Below are 20601 nucleotides of genomic sequence, written 5' to 3'. Positions count from 1 at the left end.
CGCGGCACGGCGGGCGAATATGTCCGCTCGGTGCGTCCGCGCCTGCCGGGCAGCCGGCGGCGGTCGCGGGGTGGGCCGTCGAATCGACCGGCGAGAACGCGGGCGACCACGGCGGCGGTGGTCGAGTCCTGCGGGGCTGGTGCTTTTTCTAGAACACGTTATACCGTCGGGACGGTAGCACCGAGCCTAGGAACAGGAACGAGTATGGAGATTCAGGGAGCCCGCGCCGTCGTCGTCGGCGGCGCGTCCGGCATGGGGCGCGCCAGCGCCGAACTGCTCGCCGCCCGCGGGGCCCGCGTGGTGATCGTGGACCGCACCGCGAGCGAGGGGCAGAAGGTGGCGGCAGATCTGGGTGGTTCGTTCTACGCGGGCGATGTCACCGATCACGCCGGAATGGAACAGATCCTTGCCGACGTCGTCGCCGAACTGGGCGGACTCGATATCGCGGTCAACACCGCGGGCGGTGGTGCGGCCAAGCGCACGCTGACCAAGACCGGGCCGCACGACCTGGAGACCTTCAGCGACATCGTCAACTTGAACCTGATCTCGACATTCAACCTCAACCGGCTCCAGGCGTGGCACATGAGCCAGGGCGAGCCGAACGCCGACGGCGAGCGCGGGGTCATCATCAACACCGCGTCCATCGCGGCCTTCGAGGGCCAGATCGGTCAGGTCGCCTACACCGCCGCCAAGGCCGGTATCGCGGGCATGGCGCTGACCATGGCGCGCGACCTCGGCTCGGTCGGCGTGCGCGTGCTGGCCATCGCGCCGTCGCTGTTCGACACCGGCATCCTCGCGGGCGTGCCGCAGGAGGTCGTGACGCCGCTGGTGGCGGGCAACGCCTTCCCCAAGCGCATGGGACGGCCCGACGAGTACGCCAAACTGGTCGGCGCCATCGTCGACAACGCCATGCTCAACGGCCAGTGCCTGCGCCTGGACGCCGGTATGCGCTTCGCCCCGAAGTGATCGCCGCGGCGTGAACGCGAGAACCCGGGCCGACCCGAAGGGCAGGCCCGGGTTCAGCGGGATATCACTCAGGCCAGATCGAAGCGGTCGTTGTCGACCACCTTGACCCACGCGGCGACGAAGTCGTCGACGAACTTCTTGCCCGCGTCACGCTGGGCGTAGACCTCGGCCACCGCGCGCAGCACCGAATGCGAACCGAACACCAGATCGTTGGCGGTCGCGGTCCACTTGGCCTTGCCGGTCGCCCGGTCGAAGCCCTCGTAGACGTTCTCCGTCGACTCCGACGCCTTCCACTCCGTGCTCTGATCGAGCAGGTTGACGAAGAAGTCGGTGCTCAGCACGCCCGGACGGTCGGTGAACACGCCGTGTTCGGTGCCGCCGTGGTTGGCGCCGAGCACCCGCAGACCACCGACCAGCACGGTCAGCTCGGGCGCGGTCACGTCGAGCAGGTAGGCGCGCTCGAGCAGCAGCCGCTCCAGCGGCGCCTTCTCACCGGCGCGCACGTAGTTGCGGAAGCCGTCGGCGCGGGGCTCGAGCACCGCGAACGACTCCACGTCGGTGCTCTCCTGGGTCGCGTCGGTGCGACCAGGCGCGAACGGCACGGTGACCTCGAAGCCCGCGTCGGCGGCGGCCTTCTCCACGGCCGCGGAGCCCGCGAGCACGATCAGATCGGCCAGCGAGATCTTCTTGCCGCCGTCGGCGGAGGCGTTGAAGTCCCGCTGGATGCCCTCGAGCACCGGCAGCACCTCGGCGAGGACGGCGGGCTCGTTGATCTCCCAGTCCTTCTGCGGGGCCAGCCGCACGCGCGCGCCGTTGGCGCCACCGCGCTTGTCGGTGCTGCGGAAGCTGCCCGCCGCGGCCCAGGTGGTCTTGACCAGCTGCGAAACCGACAGGCCCGACTCGAGGACCTTGGCCTTGAGCGCCGCGACGTCGTCGGCGTCGACCAGGGCGTGGTCGACATCCGGGACCGGGTCCTGCCACAGCTGCGGCTCGGGCACCCAGGGGCCGAGGTAGCGGCTGATCGGGCCCATGTCGCGGTGCAGGAGCTTGTACCACGCCTTGGCGAACGCCTCGGACAGTTCCTCCGGGTGATCCAGCCAGCGGCGGGTGATCTCGCCGTAGATCGGGTCGACGCGCAGCGCGAGGTCGGTGGTCAGCATGCCGGGGGTGCGCGCCGGACCGTCGAACGGGTCGGGCACGGTGCCCTCGCCCGCGCCGTCCTTCGGCTTCCACTGCCAGGCGCCCGCGGGGCTCTTGGTCAGCTCCCACTCGTAGCCGTAAAGGTTCTGGAGGAAGCCGTTGCCCCACTGGGTCGGGGTGGCGGTCCAGATGACCTCGAGGCCGCTGGTGATGGCGTCCTTGCCCTTACCGGTGCCGTAGGCGCTCTTCCAGCCGAAGCCCTGCTGTTCGATCGGCGCGCCCTCGGGCTCGACGCCGACCAGGTCGGCATTGCCTGCGCCGTGGGTCTTGCCGAAGCTGTGCCCGCCGATGATCAGCGCGGCGGTCTCCTCGTCGTTCATCGCCATCCGGCCGAAGGTCTCGCGGATGTCGCGGGCCGCGGCCAGCGGATCCGGCTGCCCGTTGGGGCCTTCGGGGTTGACGTAGATCAGACCCATCTGCACCGCGCCGAGCGGCCCGCTGAGTTCGCGCTCGCCGCTGTAGCGCTCATCACCGAGCCAGGTGTCCTCCGGCCCCCAGAAGACCTCTTCGGGCTCCCAGGTGTCCGGGCGGCCGAAGCCGAAGCCGAAGGTCTGGAAGCCCATCGATTCGAGCGCCACGTTTCCCGCGAACACCAGCAGGTCGGCCCAGGAGATGGCGTTGCCGTGCTTCTGTTTGACCGGCCACAGCAGACGCCGCGCCTTGTCCAGGTTGCCGTTGTCGGGCCAGCTGTTGAGCGGGGCGAAGCGCTGCTGGCCCTGACCGGCGCCGCCGCGGCCGTCGGCGATGCGGTAGGTGCCCGCGGCGTGCCAGCTGAGGCGGATGAACAGGCCGCCGTAGTTACCGAAGTCGGCGGGCCACCAGTCCTGTGAGTCGGTCAGTACCGCGGCGACGTCGGCCTTGAGCTCGTCGACGTCGAGCTTCTCGAACTCCGTGGCGTAGTCGAAGTCCTCACCCAAGGGGTTCGCCTTGGACGAGTGGGCGTGCAGCACGGAGACATCGATCTGCTCCGGCCACCAGTCCTTGTTGGTGTGCGGGCGGTGTTCGGTCTTGGGAGTGGGAGACGCGATCGCCGGGTTCTCGCTTTCGGACACAGCATTCCTTCCATGAAATGGGTGATGTGGGCTGTGATCACGGATGTGATCGTGATGCCCGCGATTCCGAACAGTTCGGGCACAGGCCCCAGTAGATGACCTCGGCCTCGTCTATCGAGTAACCGCGGTCGTCGGAGGCGGTCAGGCAGGGGGCCTCGCCGAGGGTGCAGTCGACGTCGGCGATCTCCCCGCATGCTCGGCAGACGATGTGATGATGGTTGTCGTTCACGCGTGTCTCGTATCGGGCCACCGATCCCGAGGGCTGGATACGCCGCACCAACCCGACGGCGGTGAGTGCGTTCAACGAGTCGTACACGGTTTGGTGGGACACCTCCGGCAGGGCGGACCGCACCGCGCGGATGATCGAATCCGTGTCGGCGTGCGGATGGTCGTGCACCGCGCCGAGCACCGCGACCCGGGGCCGGGTGACGCGCAGCGAGGACTCCCGCAGCAAGTGCTGGAACTCCGAAGCCGTGGGCACGTACCGAAGTCTTATCCCTTTTCTGGAATGAGTCAAGAGAAATTCTGGAATGAATCAAAAAAGGGCGCGCGCTCGGTGGAACCGGTTCAGCGGTCGCTGTCCGCGCGCGCGGCGCGACGCAGATTCGAGGCGGCGGCGTCGAGTGCGGCGGCGTCCAGATACGCCTCGGCGGATATCTCGAGCTGACGCCGCCAGCGATCGACGCGGGCGCGGCGCACGTCGACGGTCAGGCGCTCGGCGGTCGGGTCGGTCTCGAGGAGATCGTGTTCGGCGCGCGCCAGCTGTTCCCGGCAGAAATCGGGTTCGTGAACCTCGGCCCGCAGGTGGGCGGCCGTGCGGCGCAGCGCGTCGATCGGTTCGCGCCGTTGCTCGTCGAGCGTCTCGCCGAACGCCACGGCCTCGTACGTGTGGCTCTCGGTGTACCAGCCGAAATCCGCGGCGCCGACCTCCGGCTCGTCGTCGAGGTCGCGGGCGAGTCGGCGGCGTTCGTCTTCGACGGCGGCCTGACTCATCCCGATCAGATGTTCGGCGACGTCGTCGTCGGTGACCTGGCGGTAGTAGGGCACACCGGTCAATGTCGCGCGCTCGGCGCCGTCCCCGTCGAGCACCACCACCGAAACCTCGACGACCGCCACCGGCTCGGGTGTGTCATCGATGCGGGCGTCGAGCATCTCGCAGAAGTGGTTCTCGGTCACGTAGTCGCACGCGTCGTCGAAGATCGCCGCGCCGACCGCGGTGTGGCTGCTGAAAGTGGCGTTGGTGAACGAGTCCGCGGTGCCGAATCGTCCACGACCCGACTCGACGAGTCGGCGCATTCCGCGCGCGTCGGTGTGGACTATGGTCCAGCTGTAATCGTAGCGATCCTGCGCCCGTGTGGCATTGCTCATCGACACCCCCGTTGCAGGCGGTTACCGTCGGCGTGCACACTACCGCAGTCGGGTTCCTGTTGGGACCCAGCTCGCCGTCAAAGTGTGACGCGCGCACCATCTTTGGGGAGGAAGTCTGGCGCGTGCCCCCGCCGCCGTGAATAATGCGCCGGGGGCACGGCACCGGCTCAGGGGCGCAGCACGTAGCGCCCGCGGATTCCGCCCTCGGCCATCGCCCGGTGGGCCTCGGCGACCCGGTCCAGCGGCAATACCGCGTGTACGCGGGCGGGCAGCTGACCGGCGGCGGCGCGAGCCAGCAGCTCGCGCAGGCGAGTCCCGTCCGCATGCGCCTGCACCGCGCGGACGGTGATCCCGCGCTCGGTGGGCGGCACATCGCCCGGGCGCACGCCGACGAAGACGCCTTCGTCGCGGACCAGGGCCAACGCCTGCCCCTGGAGCGCCGCGGCGTCGGCGACCGCGTCCCAGCCCGGTTCGGCGTGTGCGGTGAAATCGATACCGAGCCCGCGCACGAACCCCTCGTCCTCGGTGCGGGCCGAGCCGGTGACCCGCCAACCGCGTTCCGGCGCGAGCGCGGCCAGATAGCCGCCGACCGCGCCCGCCGCGCCGGTCACGAGCAGGCGGCCACCGGCGGGGGGCGTCGCGAGCAGGTCGAGAATCTGATCGGCGGTGAGCGCGTTGAGCGGAACCGTCGACGCGGCCTCCGGCGTCAATCCGTCCGGGACCACGGCGACATCGCGCGCCGCGACCACGAGCTGTTCGGCGTACGTGCCGAAATCGCGGTCGAAACCGGCCACCATACCGGCGACCCGATCGCCCGCGGTCAACTCGACGCCCGCGCCGACGGCCTCCACCGTGCCCGCGAAATCCCAACCAAGACCGGTGTATTCGGATTGGTGCACCAGGCCCATGGCATGGAACACCCCGTCCGCGACCGCGAGGTCGACGGGATTGACCGCCGCGGCGGCGACGCGCACCCGCACCTGGCCCGGCCCGGGTTCGGCGACCGGCGCGTCGATGATCTCGATGGTATCGGGTCCGCCCGGCGCGCGGACGACGGCGGTGCGGAAGGTCCGCTCTCCCATGACTTTTCCTCCTGGACTTGTGTTCCTCGGCTGACACGGACCACTATCGATAGGTAACTCTCCAATGGGAAGTACGCACCTGAAAGTGCGTAAGTCACCAACGATGCGAAGGAGCGGGCGATGCCGACCACGACGGCGGCCCAGAAGCGGGCAAGGGCGCGTCACGACTACGACGCCTTCCTGGCCAAGTGCCCCAGCCGCCAATTGCTCGACCGCATATCCGACAAATGGGTCGCGCTGGTGCTTGCGGCCCTTGGCGGCGACGGCCCGGACGGACCCGATCACGTGAGCACCGGCCGGCCGCGGACGATGCGCTATTCGGAACTGTCGCGGCGGTTGGCCGGGGTCAGCCAGAAGATGCTGACCCAGACGCTGCGCTCACTGGAACGCGACGGACTGCTCACCCGCACCGTGACACCGACCGTGCCGGTCACGGTCACCTACGAACTGACCGATCTGGGGCTGTCGCTGTACCAGGTGGTGCGTGATATCAAGGCGTGGGCCGAGGCGCACATGGACGAGGTGATCGCCTCTCGCGTCGACTACGACAGCCGGGTCGCCTGACAGGCGGGCATTTCGATCCGCTCTCGCGCCCGCCGTACGGGCGATGTCGCTTGTGCGCGTTTCGATTTCGCCGTAGTACTGGCCGACCACGGCCGAGCTGCGTGCCCGCCGGGCGGTCGCCGACCGCCGCCGCATCGGACCGGCCCGCGACCGCGGCCCGCGAAGGGTCGGCGGTGCGATGCGGACCGGACGACGATGCGCAAGGCCGGATGAGGATCGCCACATCATGCGGTGTGGCGGTGCCGATTCGGCGCTTCGACTGGTTAGGGTCGTACCGATTCGGGCGCCGTCGTGCCGGGCCGCGCCATCCGATCCGAGGAGTTCGCATGTATTCCGCTCAATGGCTGCGTCGGACGCTGATCGTGTCGATGGCGGCGATCTCGGCGGCGGCGTTGTGTGTGTCCGGCGCCGGGGCCCAACCGGACCGGCGGCCGAATGTGGTGATGATCCTGGCCGACGATCTGGACGCCGTCACCACGCCCGTCTGGCAGGCCATGCCGCGCACCGCCGAGCTCATCCGCGACCGCGGGATGGAGTTCACCGACGGATTCGCGCCCATGCCGATCTGCTGCGCCGCGCGCTCGTCCATCCTCACCGGCGAGTACGGCCACAACACCGGTGTGCTCACCAACGCGGGTGAGGTCGGCGGATTCGAGGCGTTCGTCCGCAACGGCAACGAATCCCACACGATCGCCACCGCGCTGCACGACGCCGGCTATCGCACCGGGATGGCGGGCAAGTACCTCAACGGCCTCGAACACGATCCGAACCACATTGCGCCCGGATGGGACGACTGGAACGCCGGCGTCGACAACTTCCTCTACTCCGGCTACAACTACACGCTCAACGAGAACGGCCGACTCGTGAAATACGGTGTCACGCCGCGGGATTACGAGACCGATGTGATCCGGGCCAAATCCGAGCGATTCATCACCGACGCCGCGTCCTCCGGGCGGCCGTTCTTCTGGTACGCCGCCTCCACCGCGCCGCACTTCCCGATTCCGCCCGCGCCGCGCCACATACCCGAGACCCGCCCGACGGCCGCGCCACGTTCGCCGAACTATCAGGAGGCCGATGTCTCGGACAAGCCCACCTGGCTCGTCGACACCGCCGTCGAGCGGGCGGCCACCATCGAGCTGACCAACGACGCCGACTACACCAACCGCCTCGGCTCGCTGAAGGCGCTCGACGAGATGGTGGCGGGCATTGTCGAAACGCTCTCGCGTACCGGCGAGCTCGACAACACCTACCTGATCTTCACTTCCGACAACGGCTACAGCCTCGGCGCGCATCGACTCACCCAGAAGATGGCGCCCTACGAGGAGTCCATGCGTGTCCCGCTCGCCATCGCGGGCCCCGGCATCGGCCCCGGCCGCACCGACGCCATGGCGCTGTCGATCGACCTCGCGCCCACCATCCTCGACTGGGCGGGCATCCCCGCCTCCGACCGCGTCGACGGCCGCTCCCTGCGGCCGGTGCTGGGCGGGGACGCCGCCTCCTGGCGCACCGATTTCGCGGCCGAATACGGCGGCGCGGGCTACACCGGACGCGACGGCATCGCCCAGGAACAGATCCCGGGCACCGAAACCCCGCTCGTGTACATCCTGGACATGCCGTCCTGGGTCGGTGTCCGCAACCAGGACTACCTCTACGTCCGTTGGTACGAACGTGAACGACCGCTCGACGAGCGCGAATACGAACTCTACGACCTGCGCGCCGACCCGTATCAGCTCACCAACCTCCTCGCGACCCCCGAGGGCAGGGCGGCGCACCAGGACGTCGTGACCGCACTCGACCGCAGGCTCGCCGAACTCACCGCCTGCGCGGGCGCGACCTGTCGCTGAACTCGACTCGCCCGAACGGATCGCCCGGAAGGCGCTAGGCTGCGGCGGTGGATGCCCTCGAGATCGTCGTCCTGGTGATCGCCGTCGTCGCGGTCGTGCTCGCCATCGTCCTCGTCGTCAGCCGAGTCGTCCTGGCCAGGCTGGAGAAATCCGGCGAGGCGAAACTCGCGAGCGAGTTCGCCCCCGACGAGGTGGTGCACCGCGACCTCACCGCCAACTACTTCGGCCTCGCCTCGCGGGGCGGGGCGCAGATCCGAGGCAATGGAGCCCTGGTCCTCACCGACACCCGTCTGTGGTTCGCCCGCGCGGGCGCCGACACCCCGGTCGACATTCCGCTGTCGTCGGTCACCGCCGTAGACCTGGTCCGGTCGCACGCGGGCAAGTCCATCCGTCGCGATCTGCTCCGTGTGACCTATGGCGGCGACAGCGTCGCCTGGTATGTCCGTGAGCCGAACACCTGGCTCGACCTCATCGACCGACGGCTCCCGAAAACCGCTTGATCACAGCGTATTTCGGCAATTGGTCTAAGTGATGGTGACACCGCCGTCGACGGCTATGGTCTGACCCGTCACGTAGGCGCCCGCGTCCGAGGCCAGCCACACCACGGCGGCGGCGAGTTCGTACGGATCGCCCATGCGCCCCAGCACGATTCGCTCGGTCATGGCGTCGAGATAGCCCGGCTTGTACTGATCGCTCATCTCGGTGTGGAAGAAGCCGGGGGCGATGGCGTTCACCCGAATGCCCTTGCGCGCGCCCCACTGCTGGGCCAGATCGCGGGTGAGGCCGATGAGTCCGGCCTTGCTCGCGCTGTAGGCGGCCTGCGGCAGTCCGGCGGTGGTGAGTCCGAGAATGCTGGAGATATTGACGATCGACGAACCGGGCAGCATGACGCGGCCCGCTGCCTGCGCGGCCCAGTAGGAGCCGTTGAGGTTGATGTCGATCACCTCGCGGAACTGTTCGGGCGTCTCGCGCAGGGCCGGATGCGCGGTGCCGATTCCCGCGTTGTTGATCAGCGCGTCGACGCGACCGAAACGTTCCATGGCCGCGTCGATCATGTGCTGCGTCGCCGCCGGATCGGCGATATCGGTGGCGACGGTCAGCGCGCTGCGGCCAACGGCGCGAACGGCTTCCGCGGTCTGCTCGAGTTTGTCCACGCGCCGCGCCGCGAGGACGAGGTCGGCGCCGACATCGGCGAAGGCATTCGCGAACGCGACGCCCAATCCGGATGACGCGCCGGTGATCACGACGACCCGGCCGTCCATGCGGAATTTGTCGATGAATCCCATCGTCGGATATCCCTTGTTCTTGTCGATTGCCCGAACTCGATGTCGGACGGATCAGTCGGAGACCTCGGCGAGCGCGCGCTTGGCGGCGCCGATACGGCGTTTGGCCAGTGCCCAGCGGTGCACTTCGGACGGCCCGTCGTACACCCGGAACGGGCGCACCTCGCGCGAGAGCCGCGCGAGTGGCAGATCGTCGGAGACGCCGAGTCCGCCGCACATCTGCACGCTGCGGTCCACGATACGGAAGATGGCCTCGGCGGCGAAGGTTTTGGCGATCGAGGTGGAATCGCCCGCGGTCTCGCCCCGGTCGAGCTCCCAGCACGCGCGCACCAGCAACGCGCGGGTCGCGGCGATGTCGATCTCGTTGTCGGCGACCATCTGCTGGATCATGCCGAGATCGCCCAGCCTGCCGCCGAATCCCTCGCGCCGGGCGACATGGGCGACCGCGATGTCGTGGCCGCGCCGCGCCGCGCCGAGCCAGCGCATGACGTGGGTCATGCGCGCCGGACCCAGCCGGACCTGCGCGTAGGCGAAGCCCTGATCTACCGCGCCGAGCACGGCCGAATCGGGAACGCGGACATCGTCGAAGTCGACCTCGCAATGACCGCCGACCATGGACCGGTCGAGTGTCGAGATGTGCCGTCCGACACGTAGACCCGGGCTGTCGGCGGGGACCAGGAACATCGTCGCGCCGCCGCGCTCGCCCGGCTCGCCCGAGGTGCGGGCCATGACGATGAAGAAATCGGCGCCGTCGGCTCCGGTGATGAACCACTTGTGCCCGGTGATGGACCATTGCCCCTCGCGGCGCTCGGCGCGGGTGCGCAGGGCCGACGGGTCGGAGCCCGCGCCGGGGGCGGGTTCGGTCATGGCGAAGGCCGAGCGCACCGCGCCGGTGGCGAGCGGTTCGAGGAAGCGCGACTTCTGTTCGGGCGAGGCGACTTCGGCCAGCAGATGCACGTTGCCCTCGTCCGGCGCGGCGATATTCAGCGCCAAGGGGCCGAACAGGGAGTAGCCCGCCGCCTCGAACACCGGCGCGCGATCGGACATGCCGAGCCCGAGGCCGCCGAATTCGAGCGGCGCGTGCGGGGCGAAGACGCCCGCCTCCCGTGCCGCCTCCTGCAATCGGGTGCGCATCGTGTCCGAACCCGCGGCGGTGATGTCGCCCCCGTGCTCGTCCTCGATGGGCAGGACGACCTCGCGGATGAATTCCCGCGTTCGGTCGACCAGCGTCGACACCTCGGGCGAGTAGTCGAGATCGATCGGCACGCCGCACCTCGTTTCGTGAACTCGTCGTATCGTGAACTCGTCGCTGAACTTACCGAACGATCGCTCGGTCACAGCCGTCAGCTACTATGTCACAGCGAATTCGACGGGGTCAATGCGTGATTCACGGTTCGTCTCGTGGACTTGCGTTGTTCGGTAATTCCGAACAAGATGCTCGGATGGCAGAACCCTCCGGTCCCGGCGCGGCGATCCGGGACGCCCGCCGCGCGGCGGGGCTCACGGTGCGCGAGCTCGCGCGCCGACTCGAGCTGAGCCCGGCCACCGTCAGCGCGATCGAGAACGACAAGACCGAGGTCTCGGTATCGCGGCTGTACGTGCTGGCCGGCGCACTCGGGGTGCCTGCCGCCCGGCTGCTACCCGACGCCGCCGCGGAGATCCGCCGCGGGGCGGGGCCGGGTCGCGCCGAAGTGGTAGAGCCGGGGGACTGGCGCGTCTTCCCGCCGCTGGAACTCGATCCGGTACTCGCGGCGGCGGTCGAGGCTATCGTGGAGACCGGCTACCACGGCACCACCATGCGGGCGGTGGCCAAACGCGCCGGACTGAGCGTGCCCGGCGTCTACCACCACTACCCGGACAAACAGCATCTGCTGGTTCGCATATTCGATCTCACCATGGACGAACTGCACTGGCGGGTCGCCGCGGCGGGGGAGCAGGCGCACACCGGGGTCGAGAATGTGGCACTGCTGGTGGAGGCGCTGGCGCTGTTCCACACTCACCGGCGCAAACTCGCCTTCATCGGCGCGAGCGAGATGCGCAGTCTCACCGAGGCCAACCATCGCCGAATCGCCGACTCCCGCAACCGGGTCCAGCACATCCTGGACGCGGCGATCGATCGCGCGGCTGCCGAGGGCGCACTCGGCACCGGTAACCTCCGCACCGCGGGCCGCGCCATCGCGACCATGTGCACCTCACTGCCGCAATGGTTCCGCGACGACGGTCCCTCCACCCCGGAGCGGATCGCCCGAGACTACGCCGAATTCGCCCTTTCCCTACTCGGCCACACCACTGCGCCGAGTTAGGACTCCGCGCCGCAGCCACCGGGCCGGTGCGACCCGGTACGTGGTGTTCGGCGATTGCCGCGGGCGCCGGCCGCGCCGGTCAGGATGCGCGAGCGTGGATCAGGTGCGGCCCCGAATCGGTCGGGCCGTTGCCAGTTCCCACACCGTAGCCGGCCAGCAACTGTGACGCGGTGCGGTCCTCGATCCGGGTGAAACCCGCCGCGGTCAGGGTCGCGCGGAACTGCTCAGGACGGGCCGTCCACGCCCGCGAGATACCGGAGGGTGTCCTCGGTCATCGTCATGGACCCGGCGCGACTCCTCCTGCGGCGGTCGAGGCGAAGAAGGGCGGTCGAGTCCGTACCGATGCGAAGATCTCACCCGTAGATCACGTATTGGCGGCAATGTGGACATTCGGGTTTGAGATATATGGTCCGTGAGTCCTCTCGGGCCCGCTGCCGCCGAAGCGGAGCGTCCACCGCGTGTCGCGCCGCGTATTGTCGCCGCGCGGGCGGTGGCGCTGCTGTGCCTGGCGCTGGTGGCGTTGAATTGCGGTGTCAATATCCTTCCCGAACAGCCGATCGTGTGGCTGCTGACGCCGACGCGGCTGGCGGTGCTGATCGGCCTGATAGCGGTGCTGGCCACCGGCGAGTCGCGGTGGCGCACCGATCTCGACATACCCCTGGCCGTACTGCTCGTCGCCTCGGCCGCGGCCAACCATCTCGCCGGGCAGCAGTGGGCGTCCTGGCGCGGCCTGTGCACCGTGGTCGCCGTCTACTACCTGGCGGTGGGGGTGAGCCGGGTGATCCCCGACCCGTGGCCCGCCATCGTGCTGTTGGCCGTCGTCGGGGTGAGCATCGCCGGCGGGGTCGCCGTGCAGCAGGTGGTGCAGGCGACGCCGACCGGGTTCTGTCGCGGCGCGATCGACGGGTCCGACGACATTTGCGACGCGGACGCGATGATCCGCGCCACCGGCACCTTCTCCAATCCGAATCTCCTCGCCGCGTTCCTGGTCCTGCTGTTGCCGATCGCCGCGGCCGGCGTGGCGGCGACGGTGGACCTCTCGGCGCGGCTGCTCGGCGTCGGACTGGTCGCCCTCGGCTATCTCGCGGTGATCTTCACCGGGTCGCGTGCCGGCGTGCTCGCGGCGATCGGCAGTCTGGTGGTGTTCGTCCTGCTGCGGCGGCTGCAATCGGGGAGACATCCGACGGTCCCGAAACGTCTGTACGTGTTGTCGGCGGCTGTCGTGGCCGTGCTCGCCGCGGGTGCGCTGTTCGCGCTGGTGACCCGGGGTGGCAAGGTCGGTGTGCGCGCGGATGTCTGGATCGCGGGCGTGCGCATCGCGGGCGAGCATCCGCTCGGCGTCGGGCCTGGACGTGCGGGCGCCTACCTCAACGAGGAGACCTCCGGTACGGAGACCTATCAGCACGCGCACAACCTGTGGCTGAACTACGCCATCGAGGCCGGTGTGCTCGGCATGTGCGCGGTCGTCGCGATTACCGTCATCGGCATCTGGACCGCCGTCGAGGCGAGTCGTCGGGGAACCCCCACCGCGCCCGCCGTCGCGGCGGGGCTTTCGGCGTTCGTGATCATGAACCTGGTCGACAATCCGGCCGCCAACCACCGCGTCGCCTTCGTGACCGCGATAACCCTGGCCGTACTCATGACCCGCCGCGACCGGCCCGCGCCGGTCGCTCAGCCGCACCTGCGGCCCGCGTCCATGTTCGACGTGACGATGCCGTTGCCCCGCATCACCATCGCGGCCCCGCCCGCGAAACGCTCCGGCACCCCCGCCACCGGGATACCGCGCACCCCGACGCGGGCGGAGACGGCCTGACCCGGCGCGGTAGGCTCGACATCGGCTCGGGTGTGGAAGGGGTGCCGGTGGCGAAGATATTCCCCGGGATCGACGAGAGTCTGCGTGGCTTCATCGAACAGCAGGCCATGTTCTTCGTGGCGACCGCGCCCGCGGTCGGCGGGCGGGTCAACGTGTCGCCCAAGGGGTATCGCGACACCTTCGCCGTGCTGGACGAACACACGGTCGCCTACCTCGACCTGTACGGCAGCGGTGCGGAGACCATCGCGCACCTGCGCGACAACGGACGCATCACGGTCATGTTCTGCTCGTTCACGCGAAATTCGCGGATACTGCGGCTGTTCGGCGCGGGTCGGGTGGTCCGCCCCGACGATGCCGAATTCCCCGAACTCGTCGCCCATTTCGGCGCGGACCACACGGGCGTGCGGGCCGCCATCGTGATCGATGTCGAGCGCATCGCCGACGCCTGCGGATACGCGGTGCCCTACTACGATCTCGTGGACGAGCGTCCGGTGCTCGACGCCCATAACACCGGGCAGTCGGACGAGCAGTTCGCGCGACGGATCGCGGGGGACAACGGTCACAGCATCGACGGGTTGCCTGCGCTCGAGCCGGACCACCCGCTGCCGTCCTCGCTTCCCCGAAGGAGCTAGCGAGTTCTGGTAGGACATGGCACCGTGGAAGTCAGCCCTCGCTGCGGCTGTGTTGTCCACCGCGAACTTTGGCCTCGGTCGGCTGATAGCCGATTCACGAATCCCGTTCGATGGGAAGACCTGCCGAGGAGTGCGTGGCGTCCTTTCGGGTCAGCGACTCGGTGGCGGGTCCTTCGATGAGGGTGCCGTCGGCGGCGAATCGGGAGCCGTGCAGGGGGCAGTCCCAGGACTTCTCGGCCGCGTTCCAGCCGACGATGCCGTACAGGTGCGGACAGATCGCCGAAACCTGGTTTGTGACACCGTCTACCGTAGATACCGCCACGGGGCGCAGGCCGGAACGGCGCACGTACCCGCAGCCCTCGGCCGGTTCGCCCGCCGGGCCGCCGTCGCGGGCGGCGGCCAACCAGCCGCCGCTGAGCTGTTGCAGTACAGCGGTATTCGCGGAGGCGTAGGCACGCATGACGCGGAGGGCCGGTGGCCGCCAGGTTGTGAAGGTCGCGGCCCATTCCGGTGCGGTCCCCTCGAGTCGGCCCGCCAATGCCAGGGCCGCGGCCACCCCATTGGTCAGTCCCCATTTGGCGAAACCGGTCGCGACCAGGATTCGCTCGTGGCCCGGCAGCAGCGGTCCGACATAGGGGAGTTCGGCGACCGGCGCGTAGTCCTGCGCCGACCAGCGGGCGACCGGTTCGGCGGAAGGAAACCAGCGCTCGGTCCATTCGACCAGATCGTCGGCGAGCCGGTCGGTGCGCTCTTCGCGGCCGACCTCGTGACCATTACCGCCGACCAACAGCAGGGTTCCCTGTTCGGACGGCGCCGTGCGCAGTGATCGAGTGGGTGAGCCCGCGCTGATCAGCATGTCCGGCGGCAAGGATTCCTCGACCCGGAACGCGGCCAGATAGGAGCGCTGCGCCGTGAGTCGCGCGAAGAAGCCGCCGCGGTCGAGGATGGGCGTTCCGGTCGCCAGCACCACCGTGCGGGCACGGAGTTCGCCCTGACCGGTATGGATGACGTGGTCGCCGTCGGTGCCGCGCCCCACTCCCCGTACCGGCGTCGTCTCGTGGATCGGCGCGGCATTGGCCTCCACGTCGGCGGCGAGGGCGATCAGCACCGACATGGGATCGAACTGGGCCTGATCGGCCAATCGGACCGCGCCGAAGGACGGGAACGGCGTCTCCACGGTATCGATGAACTCGGTCGGCAGCCCCGCCGCCCGGGTGATGTCGTATTCGTCACGGACGGTCGCGGTCTCCTGCTCGCTGCCCGCGTAGGTGATCGCGGCGTGGCGCTGCACGGCGATTCCGCGCGAGGCGCAGTAGTCGAGCAGCCACTGCTGTCCGGCCCGGTTGGCATCGAGATAGTGGCGCAGGGTGCGCACATCGTGCATCCGCGCGATCCGCTGCGCTCGAATACCTTGCAGGAGCGACACTTTGCCGGTGGTGGCGCCGGTGGTGCCCGCACCGACGCGTCTGCTCTCCAGGACAACGACGTCGCGGCCCGCGCGGGCGAGCAGCAGCGCCGTCACCAAGCCGGTGAGACCTGCGCCGATGACGGCGACATCGTGTCGCTTGCCGGGGGTGAGGGGCAGTCGGGCCGGTGTGTCGGTGGACCACAGCGATGTCATGGTGCGGGCTTCTTCCTCGTGCGTGGGGCGCTACCCGCCGAAACCGACGAGCGCGCCCGCGAGATTGTCGGTGTCGAGAACGTCGATGGCCTGCTGCCGGACATCCGGGCAGGTCTGTGTGGTGATGCTGTCCACGATGGACTTGTCGCGGATGACGTCGTCGTTGCGGCCGTCGTTGCGGGCGGCCCAGTTCTGGACGGTGCCGTTGAAACTCACCCGGGCGATGGCCGCGCCCTGATCGTCCCAATCGCGTGTCTCGGAACCGATCATGTCGCACAGCTGTCGCGCGGCCTCGGGGCCGACGTCGCCGTTCGCCGAGGGGGCGGAGGTAGGCAGCGAGGACACCTCCGGCTTACTCATCACGACATCGTCGTTGGCGGTGTCGTCGTCGGAACATTTCGTGAGGGCGGCCAGACCCAGCGCTCCGCACGATCCAGGTGACCACCGCGGCGGACCCGGCTGAGAGCGCCGCGACCCGGAAACGGTTGCGCCGCAGGGAATCCGCGGCATGTCTGCCGATGTCCTCCAGCGGTTCCCCGACCGCGGGTGCCACGTGCGCGGCCTGCGCACCTGCGTTCTTGGCCGTCTCGACGACCTTGTCACGCACCTCGGCCGCATTCTCACGGGCCGCGTCGGCGGTGTCGTGCAACTTCTCCTCGGCACGCGCCGGGATATCGACCCGGTCCGCGAGTTCGGAGACGGTCCGCTCCAACTCCTCGCGGGTCAGATCGCGGTCGGCGCGGATCGATTCCGGCGTGTCGGGCAAATCCGGTCGGTCGTTCATTCAGGACTCCTGTTCCGTATCGCGGCCACGTCCTCGCGTACTCCCTCGATATCCGATCGGCTCTCCGTGTGGTGAACCATGTCCTCTCACCTCCCTGTCCGCCGCCTACCCGCCGACACCGCCGTGAAACGGACGGCTCGGGCGGATTCGCGGCCCGTCGGATGCGCCGGTCAGCCGAGTCTTGACGGGGTACCGTCCGCGTGCGGACCCGCCGAGGAGGCGATGCACCCGACCGATTGCGCTTTTCGTCCCGTCCGAGTGCTACTTCTTCGTTTCGTGCACTGACAGCGGGCCGGGTGGGGGAGGAGTGTGGAGTTGGTGCGGCTCCGGTTGTGCGCGGTGGAGCCCAAGCCGCACGCAACCCTTCTCTCAGGCCGCCGGAAGGGTTTGTGATGAACAACCCGAAGACGCTTGCCCCCGCTCCCGGCCGCGACAAGGCCGATCGTCGCCGCCGAGGCAGGGATTCCTACGAAGGCATCGAACCGGTCCTGACCGAATTCAGCCGACTCGACGACGGCAGCCCGCGCTGGTGGGCGCTGCGGGAGCAGATCGTGCGCCGCTGCCTGCCCCTGGCCGACCATATCGCGCGCCGGTTCACCGGCCGCGGCGAAGCCTACGACGACTTGCACCAGGTCGCGAGGCTCGCCTTGGTCTTGGCGATCGACCGCTACGACCCGGACCGCGGCGACTCGTTCCTCGCCTTCGCCATCCCGACGATGATGGGCGAGATCCGCCGTCACTTCCGCGACCACACCTGGGCGTTGCGGGTTCCGCGGCGGATCAAGGAGATTCAGCAGATGATCGGTCCCACGGTGGAGTCGCTTGCCCAGCGCCTGGGTCGGATGCCGACCGCCACCGATATCGCGGTCGAGCTCGACCTCGACTTGACCGAGGTCACCCAAGCCGTACTGGCCGACAACGCCTACAACACCGATTCGATCGACGGCACCCGAACCGGCGACGACGACGGGGCGTTGCCCGCGGCCGCCGACACCCTCGGCGAGGACGATCCGCATTACGAACTGACCGCGCAGGCGATGATCGCCTCACCGCTGCTGGCCGAACTTCCCGAAACCGAGAAGCGGGTGCTCTACCTGCGGTTCTTCCGGGATTGGAGCCAATCTCGCATCGCCGAGACGCTGGGAGTCTCCCAGATGCACATCTCCCGCATGCTGGCCCGCATCCTCGAGGACCTGCGCTGCGCCGCGCGACGTTGACGCAGACGTCCGGGGATGTCGCCGCGGTGATCGCCGGGTAGGTGCCGCGGCGCCTCGGTTTCGCCGCCGACGTGCCCGGGTCGGTCCCCGACTGAGGACACCGACCCTTGAGGCTCGTGTTTGGAGCCGGATGCGTCGGGTAGATACCCGATCCGATCGTGATGCGTCCGCGTGAGGACGATCCACGCGGACCGGAAACAGTGAGGACACACCGATGCGCGAATCCGCCTCGACCCCGCAAGTTGTCCGTGACGACGACGGTCCCGTCGTGGTCTGGCCCGATCCCAGCCCGTTGGCGTCGTGGTGGAACGCCGTGATGAGCGAGGGGACGCGCGAGCGTGGCTCGGCCGCATCGGGTCGTTCGGAGCGGGCCGCGTCCTGATTGGCCCACCGGGCGGCGGGTAGGCGCCGGATGACCGTATCGTCCACGGAAGGTTTTCCGCCATGCCCGTCGATCCGCCCCCGTCCGCGCTGGCGCTGGTGTGCAGTCTGAAGAAGTCGCCCGCGCCGTCGAGCAGTGAACTGCTCGCCACCCAGGTACTCGAGGAACTGAGCGGTCACGGAGTCGCCGGCGAGACGGTACGCGTGGCCGATCACGACGTGTTTCCCGGCGTCACCGCCGACGAGGGCGCGGGCGATGCCTGGCCCGACCTGCGCGTACGGATCCGGGACGCCGATATCCTGCTCATCGCCACTCCGACCTGGCTGGGCCATATGTCCTCGGTCGCGCAACGGGTGCTCGAACGACTGGACGCCGAACTATCGCGGACCGACGAGCAGGGCAGGCCCGGAATGGTCGGGCGCGTCGGTATCGCCGCCGTGGTCGGCAACGAGGACGGGGCGCACAAGATCGTCGCCGACCTGTTCCAGGCGCTCAACGACATCGGCTACACGGTGCCCGCCCAGGGCGCGACGTACTGGAACGGCGAGGCGATGGGCGGGGTCGACTACAACGACCTCGACAAGACGCCCGAGTCGGTGGCGCGCGTCAACGCGGGGGTCGCCCGCAATGCGGCGCATCTGGCCCGTGCGCTGCGGTCGGAGCCGTACCCGCCCTATCCGGGGTAGCACGCCGAGTGAATGCCGTCGAGTGAATGCCATTGATACACCAGAAAGAGGTGAAGCCGGATGACAGAGCCCGGGGCCATGGATCCCGACCCGGCGCGCACTCCCGATCTCGAACGCGGCGGCGGCGTCGCGCCGGGCCGCACACCACCCGAGACACCGCAGACCAGCGGCTTGTCGGCGCCCGAACCGAGAACCAGGAACCGGTTCCCACCGACCGGCATCCTCGCCATCGCCGTCACGATCGGACTCGTCGTCCTGTTCGCCGCGGCGGCGGTCGGACTGGTGATCACCATTGTCGGATGACGCACACACCCACCCGCGGAAGGGAACGACCATGGGATTTCCCGAACAGCAACAGCAACCGCCGGGCCGTCAGGATCAGATGTCGCCGCTGCCGGACTGCGGCGAGGATTCCTACCGCGGCTCCGGCAAACTGACGGGCAGGGCCGCGGTGATCACCGGTGGCGACAGCGGCATCGGGCGCGCGGTCGCCATCGCCTACGCCCGCGAGGGCGCCGATGTGCTGATCGCCTATCTCGATGAGCACGAGGACGCCAAACAGGTCGCCGAACTGGTCGAACGCGAAGGACGGCGCTGTGTGCTCGTCGGCGGCGACCTGTCCGAACCCGCGCACTGCCGGTCGGTCATCGACCGCGCGGTCTCCGAATTCGGCAAGATCGACATCCTGGTCAGCAATGCCGCCTATCAGATGACCCACGAGACCCTCGAGGAAATTTCCGACGAGGAGTTCGATTACACCTTCCGGCTCAATATCGGGGCCTATTTCCACCTCGTTCGCGCCGCGCTGCCGCACATGCCGCCCGGATCCTCGATCATCGGCAGCTCCTCGGTGAATTCCGATATGCCCTCCCCGACCCTGGCGCCCTACGCGGCGACCAAGGCGGCCATCGCCAATTTCTCCGCCAGCCTGGCCCAATTGCTGGGGGAGAAGGGGATACGGGTCAACAGCGTCGCGCCCGGCCCGATCTGGACCCCGCTCATACCCTCCACCATGCCCGTGGAGAAGGTGGCGAACTTCGGCGCGGACACACCTCTCGGACGCGCCGGACAGCCGGCCGAACTCGCGGGGGCCTACGTACTGCTCGCCTCCGATGATGGCAGCTACATCTCCGGCGCGCGCTTGGCGGTCACCGGTGGCCGACCCATCCTCTGAAACCGCCGAGCTGGTCCGCCGAATCGCCGAGGAGGCGCTGCGCCGAGGCGTGCTCGGCATGCCCGACGTCGCGGTGGTCTCCGCCGAGGCCGCCGCGGCGATGGCGGCCGGTGTCCGAGACCTGCTCGCCGTCGACTTCGCGGTCGCCGTCACCGGTGTCGGAGGACCCGGCGCACAGGACGGCGAACCGGCGGGATCGGTGTGGTTCGCCACCGCCTCGGAGTCCGGGGTGACCACCTGGCATCACCATTTCGACGCGGATCCGGTCCGGGTCGTCGCCCGCACGGTCCGGTGCGCGCTCGAGGGAATGGCGAAAGCTCTGGACGCGGGCCCGGCCGACGGGGGAGCGGATTCGACCGAGCGCTGATTGATTCGCGGGAAGCCGGGTAAACGCGGCCTGGATGCGATTCCCGCGTAGGGGATTCGAGTCAGTCGCCCACCCTGTTCGTAGTGGGAGATCGCATCCCGCGGCCGTCACCGTCGGTGATCCACACCCCTGCATCCGACGGTGGCGGTTTCGCGTTGTCCGGGGCGCGCGGATCGTCGCCACCGCGGTGATTGGTCGCGGGACGGGCGGGTAGCCGAGCGCTTGTCGGACGCAGCGACCATCGTGGACCATGCACGAGCTCC

General features: G+C 69.0%; 22 protein-coding genes. 13 read left to right on the top strand and 9 right to left on the bottom strand.

Features of this window, described 5'->3' with window-relative positions; genetic code table 11:
* The first annotated feature begins 204 nt into the window (after positions 1 to 204).
* Complete coding sequence (locus tag APZ21_RS08615) at positions 205 to 966, top strand: SDR family NAD(P)-dependent oxidoreductase (protein ID WP_054812699.1); 762 nt, start codon at positions 205 to 207, stop codon at positions 964 to 966.
* A 68-nt stretch (positions 967 to 1034) separates the two neighbouring features.
* Here APZ21_RS08615 and katG read toward each other — a convergent pair whose 3' ends face one another.
* The 4 genes from katG to APZ21_RS08595 all read right to left on the bottom strand — a co-directional run bounded on the left by katG (position 1035) and on the right by APZ21_RS08595 (position 5668).
* On the bottom strand, positions 1035 to 3263 hold the full coding sequence (katG, locus tag APZ21_RS08610; RefSeq protein ID WP_054812698.1) for a catalase/peroxidase HPI: 2229 nt from the start codon (positions 3261 to 3263) through the stop codon (positions 1035 to 1037).
* Positions 3256 to 3699, bottom strand: a complete 444-nt coding sequence (locus APZ21_RS08605; RefSeq protein ID WP_063125103.1) for a Fur family transcriptional regulator — start codon at positions 3697 to 3699, stop codon at positions 3256 to 3258. Before APZ21_RS08605 ends, katG begins: the two co-directional genes overlap by 8 nt.
* Positions 3700 to 3785: 86 nt before the next feature.
* Complete coding sequence (locus APZ21_RS08600) at positions 3786 to 4586, bottom strand: hypothetical protein (RefSeq protein ID WP_156370878.1); 801 nt, start codon at positions 4584 to 4586, stop codon at positions 3786 to 3788.
* Between the two features lie 167 nt (positions 4587 to 4753).
* A complete protein-coding gene (locus APZ21_RS08595) occupies positions 4754 to 5668 on the bottom strand; it encodes an NADP-dependent oxidoreductase (protein WP_054812695.1) in 915 nt (304 codons plus the stop codon).
* A gap of 120 nt (positions 5669 to 5788) precedes the next feature.
* Between APZ21_RS08595 and APZ21_RS08590 the strand changes: the two genes are divergently transcribed.
* The 3 genes from APZ21_RS08590 to APZ21_RS08580 all read left to right on the top strand — a co-directional run bounded on the left by APZ21_RS08590 (position 5789) and on the right by APZ21_RS08580 (position 8576).
* Entirely contained in the window at positions 5789 to 6232 is a 444-nt protein-coding gene (locus APZ21_RS08590; RefSeq protein ID WP_054812694.1) for a winged helix-turn-helix transcriptional regulator, read from the top strand.
* Positions 6233 to 6558: 326 nt separating this feature from the next.
* Positions 6559 to 8076 carry a sulfatase family protein gene (locus APZ21_RS08585; protein ID WP_054812693.1) on the top strand — a complete coding sequence of 506 codons (1518 nt, stop codon included), beginning with the start codon at positions 6559 to 6561 and terminating at the stop codon, positions 8074 to 8076.
* A 47-nt stretch (positions 8077 to 8123) separates the two neighbouring features.
* Entirely contained in the window at positions 8124 to 8576 is a 453-nt protein-coding gene (locus APZ21_RS08580) for a hypothetical protein (RefSeq protein ID WP_054812692.1), read from the top strand.
* A 24-nt stretch (positions 8577 to 8600) separates the two neighbouring features.
* On the opposite strand, the gene APZ21_RS08575 is transcribed toward APZ21_RS08580, so the two are convergent.
* Complete coding sequence (locus tag APZ21_RS08575) at positions 8601 to 9362, bottom strand: SDR family NAD(P)-dependent oxidoreductase (RefSeq protein ID WP_054812691.1); 762 nt, start codon at positions 9360 to 9362, stop codon at positions 8601 to 8603.
* A gap of 51 nt (positions 9363 to 9413) precedes the next feature.
* Entirely contained in the window at positions 9414 to 10625 is a 1212-nt protein-coding gene (locus APZ21_RS08570) for an acyl-CoA dehydrogenase family protein (protein WP_054812763.1), read from the bottom strand.
* Between the two features lie 176 nt (positions 10626 to 10801).
* Between APZ21_RS08570 and APZ21_RS08565 the strand changes: the two genes are divergently transcribed.
* The 3 genes from APZ21_RS08565 to APZ21_RS08555 all read left to right on the top strand — a co-directional run bounded on the left by APZ21_RS08565 (position 10802) and on the right by APZ21_RS08555 (position 14107).
* Positions 10802 to 11662: a TetR-type transcription factor C-terminal domain-containing protein gene (locus tag APZ21_RS08565; RefSeq protein WP_054812690.1), complete on the top strand. Its 861-nt coding sequence runs from the start codon at positions 10802 to 10804 to the stop codon at positions 11660 to 11662.
* Between the two features lie 412 nt (positions 11663 to 12074).
* Positions 12075 to 13475: an O-antigen ligase family protein gene (locus APZ21_RS08560; protein ID WP_054812689.1), complete on the top strand. Its 1401-nt coding sequence runs from the start codon at positions 12075 to 12077 to the stop codon at positions 13473 to 13475.
* Positions 13476 to 13522: 47 nt separating this feature from the next.
* On the top strand, positions 13523 to 14107 hold the full coding sequence (locus tag APZ21_RS08555) for a pyridoxamine 5'-phosphate oxidase family protein (protein ID WP_054812762.1): 585 nt from the start codon (positions 13523 to 13525) through the stop codon (positions 14105 to 14107).
* 94 nt (positions 14108 to 14201) lie between these two features.
* Here the strand turns inward: APZ21_RS08555 and APZ21_RS08550 are convergent, their stop codons facing one another.
* From APZ21_RS08550 to APZ21_RS08540, 3 genes are read right to left on the bottom strand one after another with little or no spacing between them, the layout of a single operon-like run.
* The gene (locus tag APZ21_RS08550; RefSeq protein WP_054812688.1) at positions 14202 to 15728 is read right to left on the bottom strand and encodes an FAD-dependent oxidoreductase; all 1527 of its coding nucleotides are present in this window, start codon (positions 15726 to 15728) and stop codon (positions 14202 to 14204) included.
* Between the two features lie 30 nt (positions 15729 to 15758).
* Positions 15759 to 16088 carry a hypothetical protein gene (locus APZ21_RS08545; protein ID WP_174553574.1) on the bottom strand — a complete coding sequence of 110 codons (330 nt, stop codon included), beginning with the start codon at positions 16086 to 16088 and terminating at the stop codon, positions 15759 to 15761.
* The gene (locus APZ21_RS08540) at positions 16081 to 16512 is read right to left on the bottom strand and encodes a DUF3618 domain-containing protein (RefSeq protein ID WP_054812687.1); all 432 of its coding nucleotides are present in this window, start codon (positions 16510 to 16512) and stop codon (positions 16081 to 16083) included. Before APZ21_RS08540 ends, APZ21_RS08545 begins: the two co-directional genes overlap by 8 nt.
* A 392-nt stretch (positions 16513 to 16904) precedes the next feature.
* Here APZ21_RS08540 and APZ21_RS08535 point away from each other — a divergent pair, with 392 nt between their 5' ends.
* The 6 genes from APZ21_RS08535 to APZ21_RS08515 all read left to right on the top strand — a co-directional run bounded on the left by APZ21_RS08535 (position 16905) and on the right by APZ21_RS08515 (position 20338).
* Positions 16905 to 17729: a SigB/SigF/SigG family RNA polymerase sigma factor gene (locus tag APZ21_RS08535; protein WP_082392940.1), complete on the top strand. Its 825-nt coding sequence runs from the start codon at positions 16905 to 16907 to the stop codon at positions 17727 to 17729.
* Positions 17730 to 17943: 214 nt separating this feature from the next.
* Positions 17944 to 18111, top strand: coding sequence for a hypothetical protein (locus APZ21_RS35040; RefSeq protein WP_169812067.1), 168 nt, complete (start codon positions 17944 to 17946; stop codon positions 18109 to 18111).
* A 62-nt stretch (positions 18112 to 18173) separates the two neighbouring features.
* Positions 18174 to 18797, top strand: a complete 624-nt coding sequence (locus APZ21_RS08530) for a flavodoxin family protein (RefSeq protein WP_054812686.1) — start codon at positions 18174 to 18176, stop codon at positions 18795 to 18797.
* 60 nt (positions 18798 to 18857) lie between these two features.
* Positions 18858 to 19100, top strand: a complete 243-nt coding sequence (locus tag APZ21_RS08525; RefSeq protein ID WP_054812685.1) for a DUF6480 family protein — start codon at positions 18858 to 18860, stop codon at positions 19098 to 19100.
* A gap of 31 nt (positions 19101 to 19131) precedes the next feature.
* A complete protein-coding gene (locus APZ21_RS08520) occupies positions 19132 to 19971 on the top strand; it encodes an SDR family oxidoreductase (protein ID WP_054812684.1) in 840 nt (279 codons plus the stop codon).
* Positions 19952 to 20338 carry a CinA family protein gene (locus APZ21_RS08515; protein ID WP_054812683.1) on the top strand — a complete coding sequence of 129 codons (387 nt, stop codon included), beginning with the start codon at positions 19952 to 19954 and terminating at the stop codon, positions 20336 to 20338. Before APZ21_RS08520 ends, APZ21_RS08515 begins: the two co-directional genes overlap by 20 nt.
* Positions 20339 to 20601: the final 263 nt, after the last annotated feature.

The organism is Nocardia arizonensis, assembly GCF_001310275.1.
GTDB lineage: Bacteria > Actinomycetota > Actinomycetes > Mycobacteriales > Mycobacteriaceae > Nocardia > Nocardia arizonensis.
The sequence above is the reverse complement of the archived record's forward strand: the minus strand, read 5'-3'. Positions and strand labels throughout refer to the sequence as shown.

Coding starts and splice junctions, on each gene's coding strand:
- APZ21_RS08545 (WP_174553574.1), bottom strand. CDS start 16,088: ATGAGTAAGCCGGAGGTGTCCTCGCTGCCTACCTCCGCCCCCTCGGCG.
- APZ21_RS08535 (WP_082392940.1), top strand. CDS start 16,905: ATGAACAACCCGAAGACGCTTGCCCCCGCTCCCGGCCGCGACAAGGCC.
- APZ21_RS08565 (WP_054812690.1), top strand. CDS start 10,802: ATGGCAGAACCCTCCGGTCCCGGCGCGGCGATCCGGGACGCCCGCCGC.
- APZ21_RS08540 (WP_054812687.1), bottom strand. CDS start 16,512: ATGAACGACCGACCGGATTTGCCCGACACGCCGGAATCGATCCGCGCC.
- APZ21_RS08550 (WP_054812688.1), bottom strand. CDS start 15,728: ATGACATCGCTGTGGTCCACCGACACACCGGCCCGACTGCCCCTCACC.
- APZ21_RS08575 (WP_054812691.1), bottom strand. CDS start 9,362: ATGGGATTCATCGACAAATTCCGCATGGACGGCCGGGTCGTCGTGATC.
- APZ21_RS08585 (WP_054812693.1), top strand. CDS start 6,559: ATGTATTCCGCTCAATGGCTGCGTCGGACGCTGATCGTGTCGATGGCG.
- APZ21_RS08525 (WP_054812685.1), top strand. CDS start 18,858: ATGACAGAGCCCGGGGCCATGGATCCCGACCCGGCGCGCACTCCCGAT.
- APZ21_RS08600 (WP_156370878.1), bottom strand. CDS start 4,586: ATGAGCAATGCCACACGGGCGCAGGATCGCTACGATTACAGCTGGACC.
- APZ21_RS35040 (WP_169812067.1), top strand. CDS start 17,944: ATGCGCGAATCCGCCTCGACCCCGCAAGTTGTCCGTGACGACGACGGT.
- APZ21_RS08595 (WP_054812695.1), bottom strand. CDS start 5,668: ATGGGAGAGCGGACCTTCCGCACCGCCGTCGTCCGCGCGCCGGGCGGA.
- APZ21_RS08590 (WP_054812694.1), top strand. CDS start 5,789: ATGCCGACCACGACGGCGGCCCAGAAGCGGGCAAGGGCGCGTCACGAC.
- APZ21_RS08615 (WP_054812699.1), top strand. CDS start 205: ATGGAGATTCAGGGAGCCCGCGCCGTCGTCGTCGGCGGCGCGTCCGGC.
- APZ21_RS08530 (WP_054812686.1), top strand. CDS start 18,174: ATGCCCGTCGATCCGCCCCCGTCCGCGCTGGCGCTGGTGTGCAGTCTG.
- APZ21_RS08520 (WP_054812684.1), top strand. CDS start 19,132: ATGGGATTTCCCGAACAGCAACAGCAACCGCCGGGCCGTCAGGATCAG.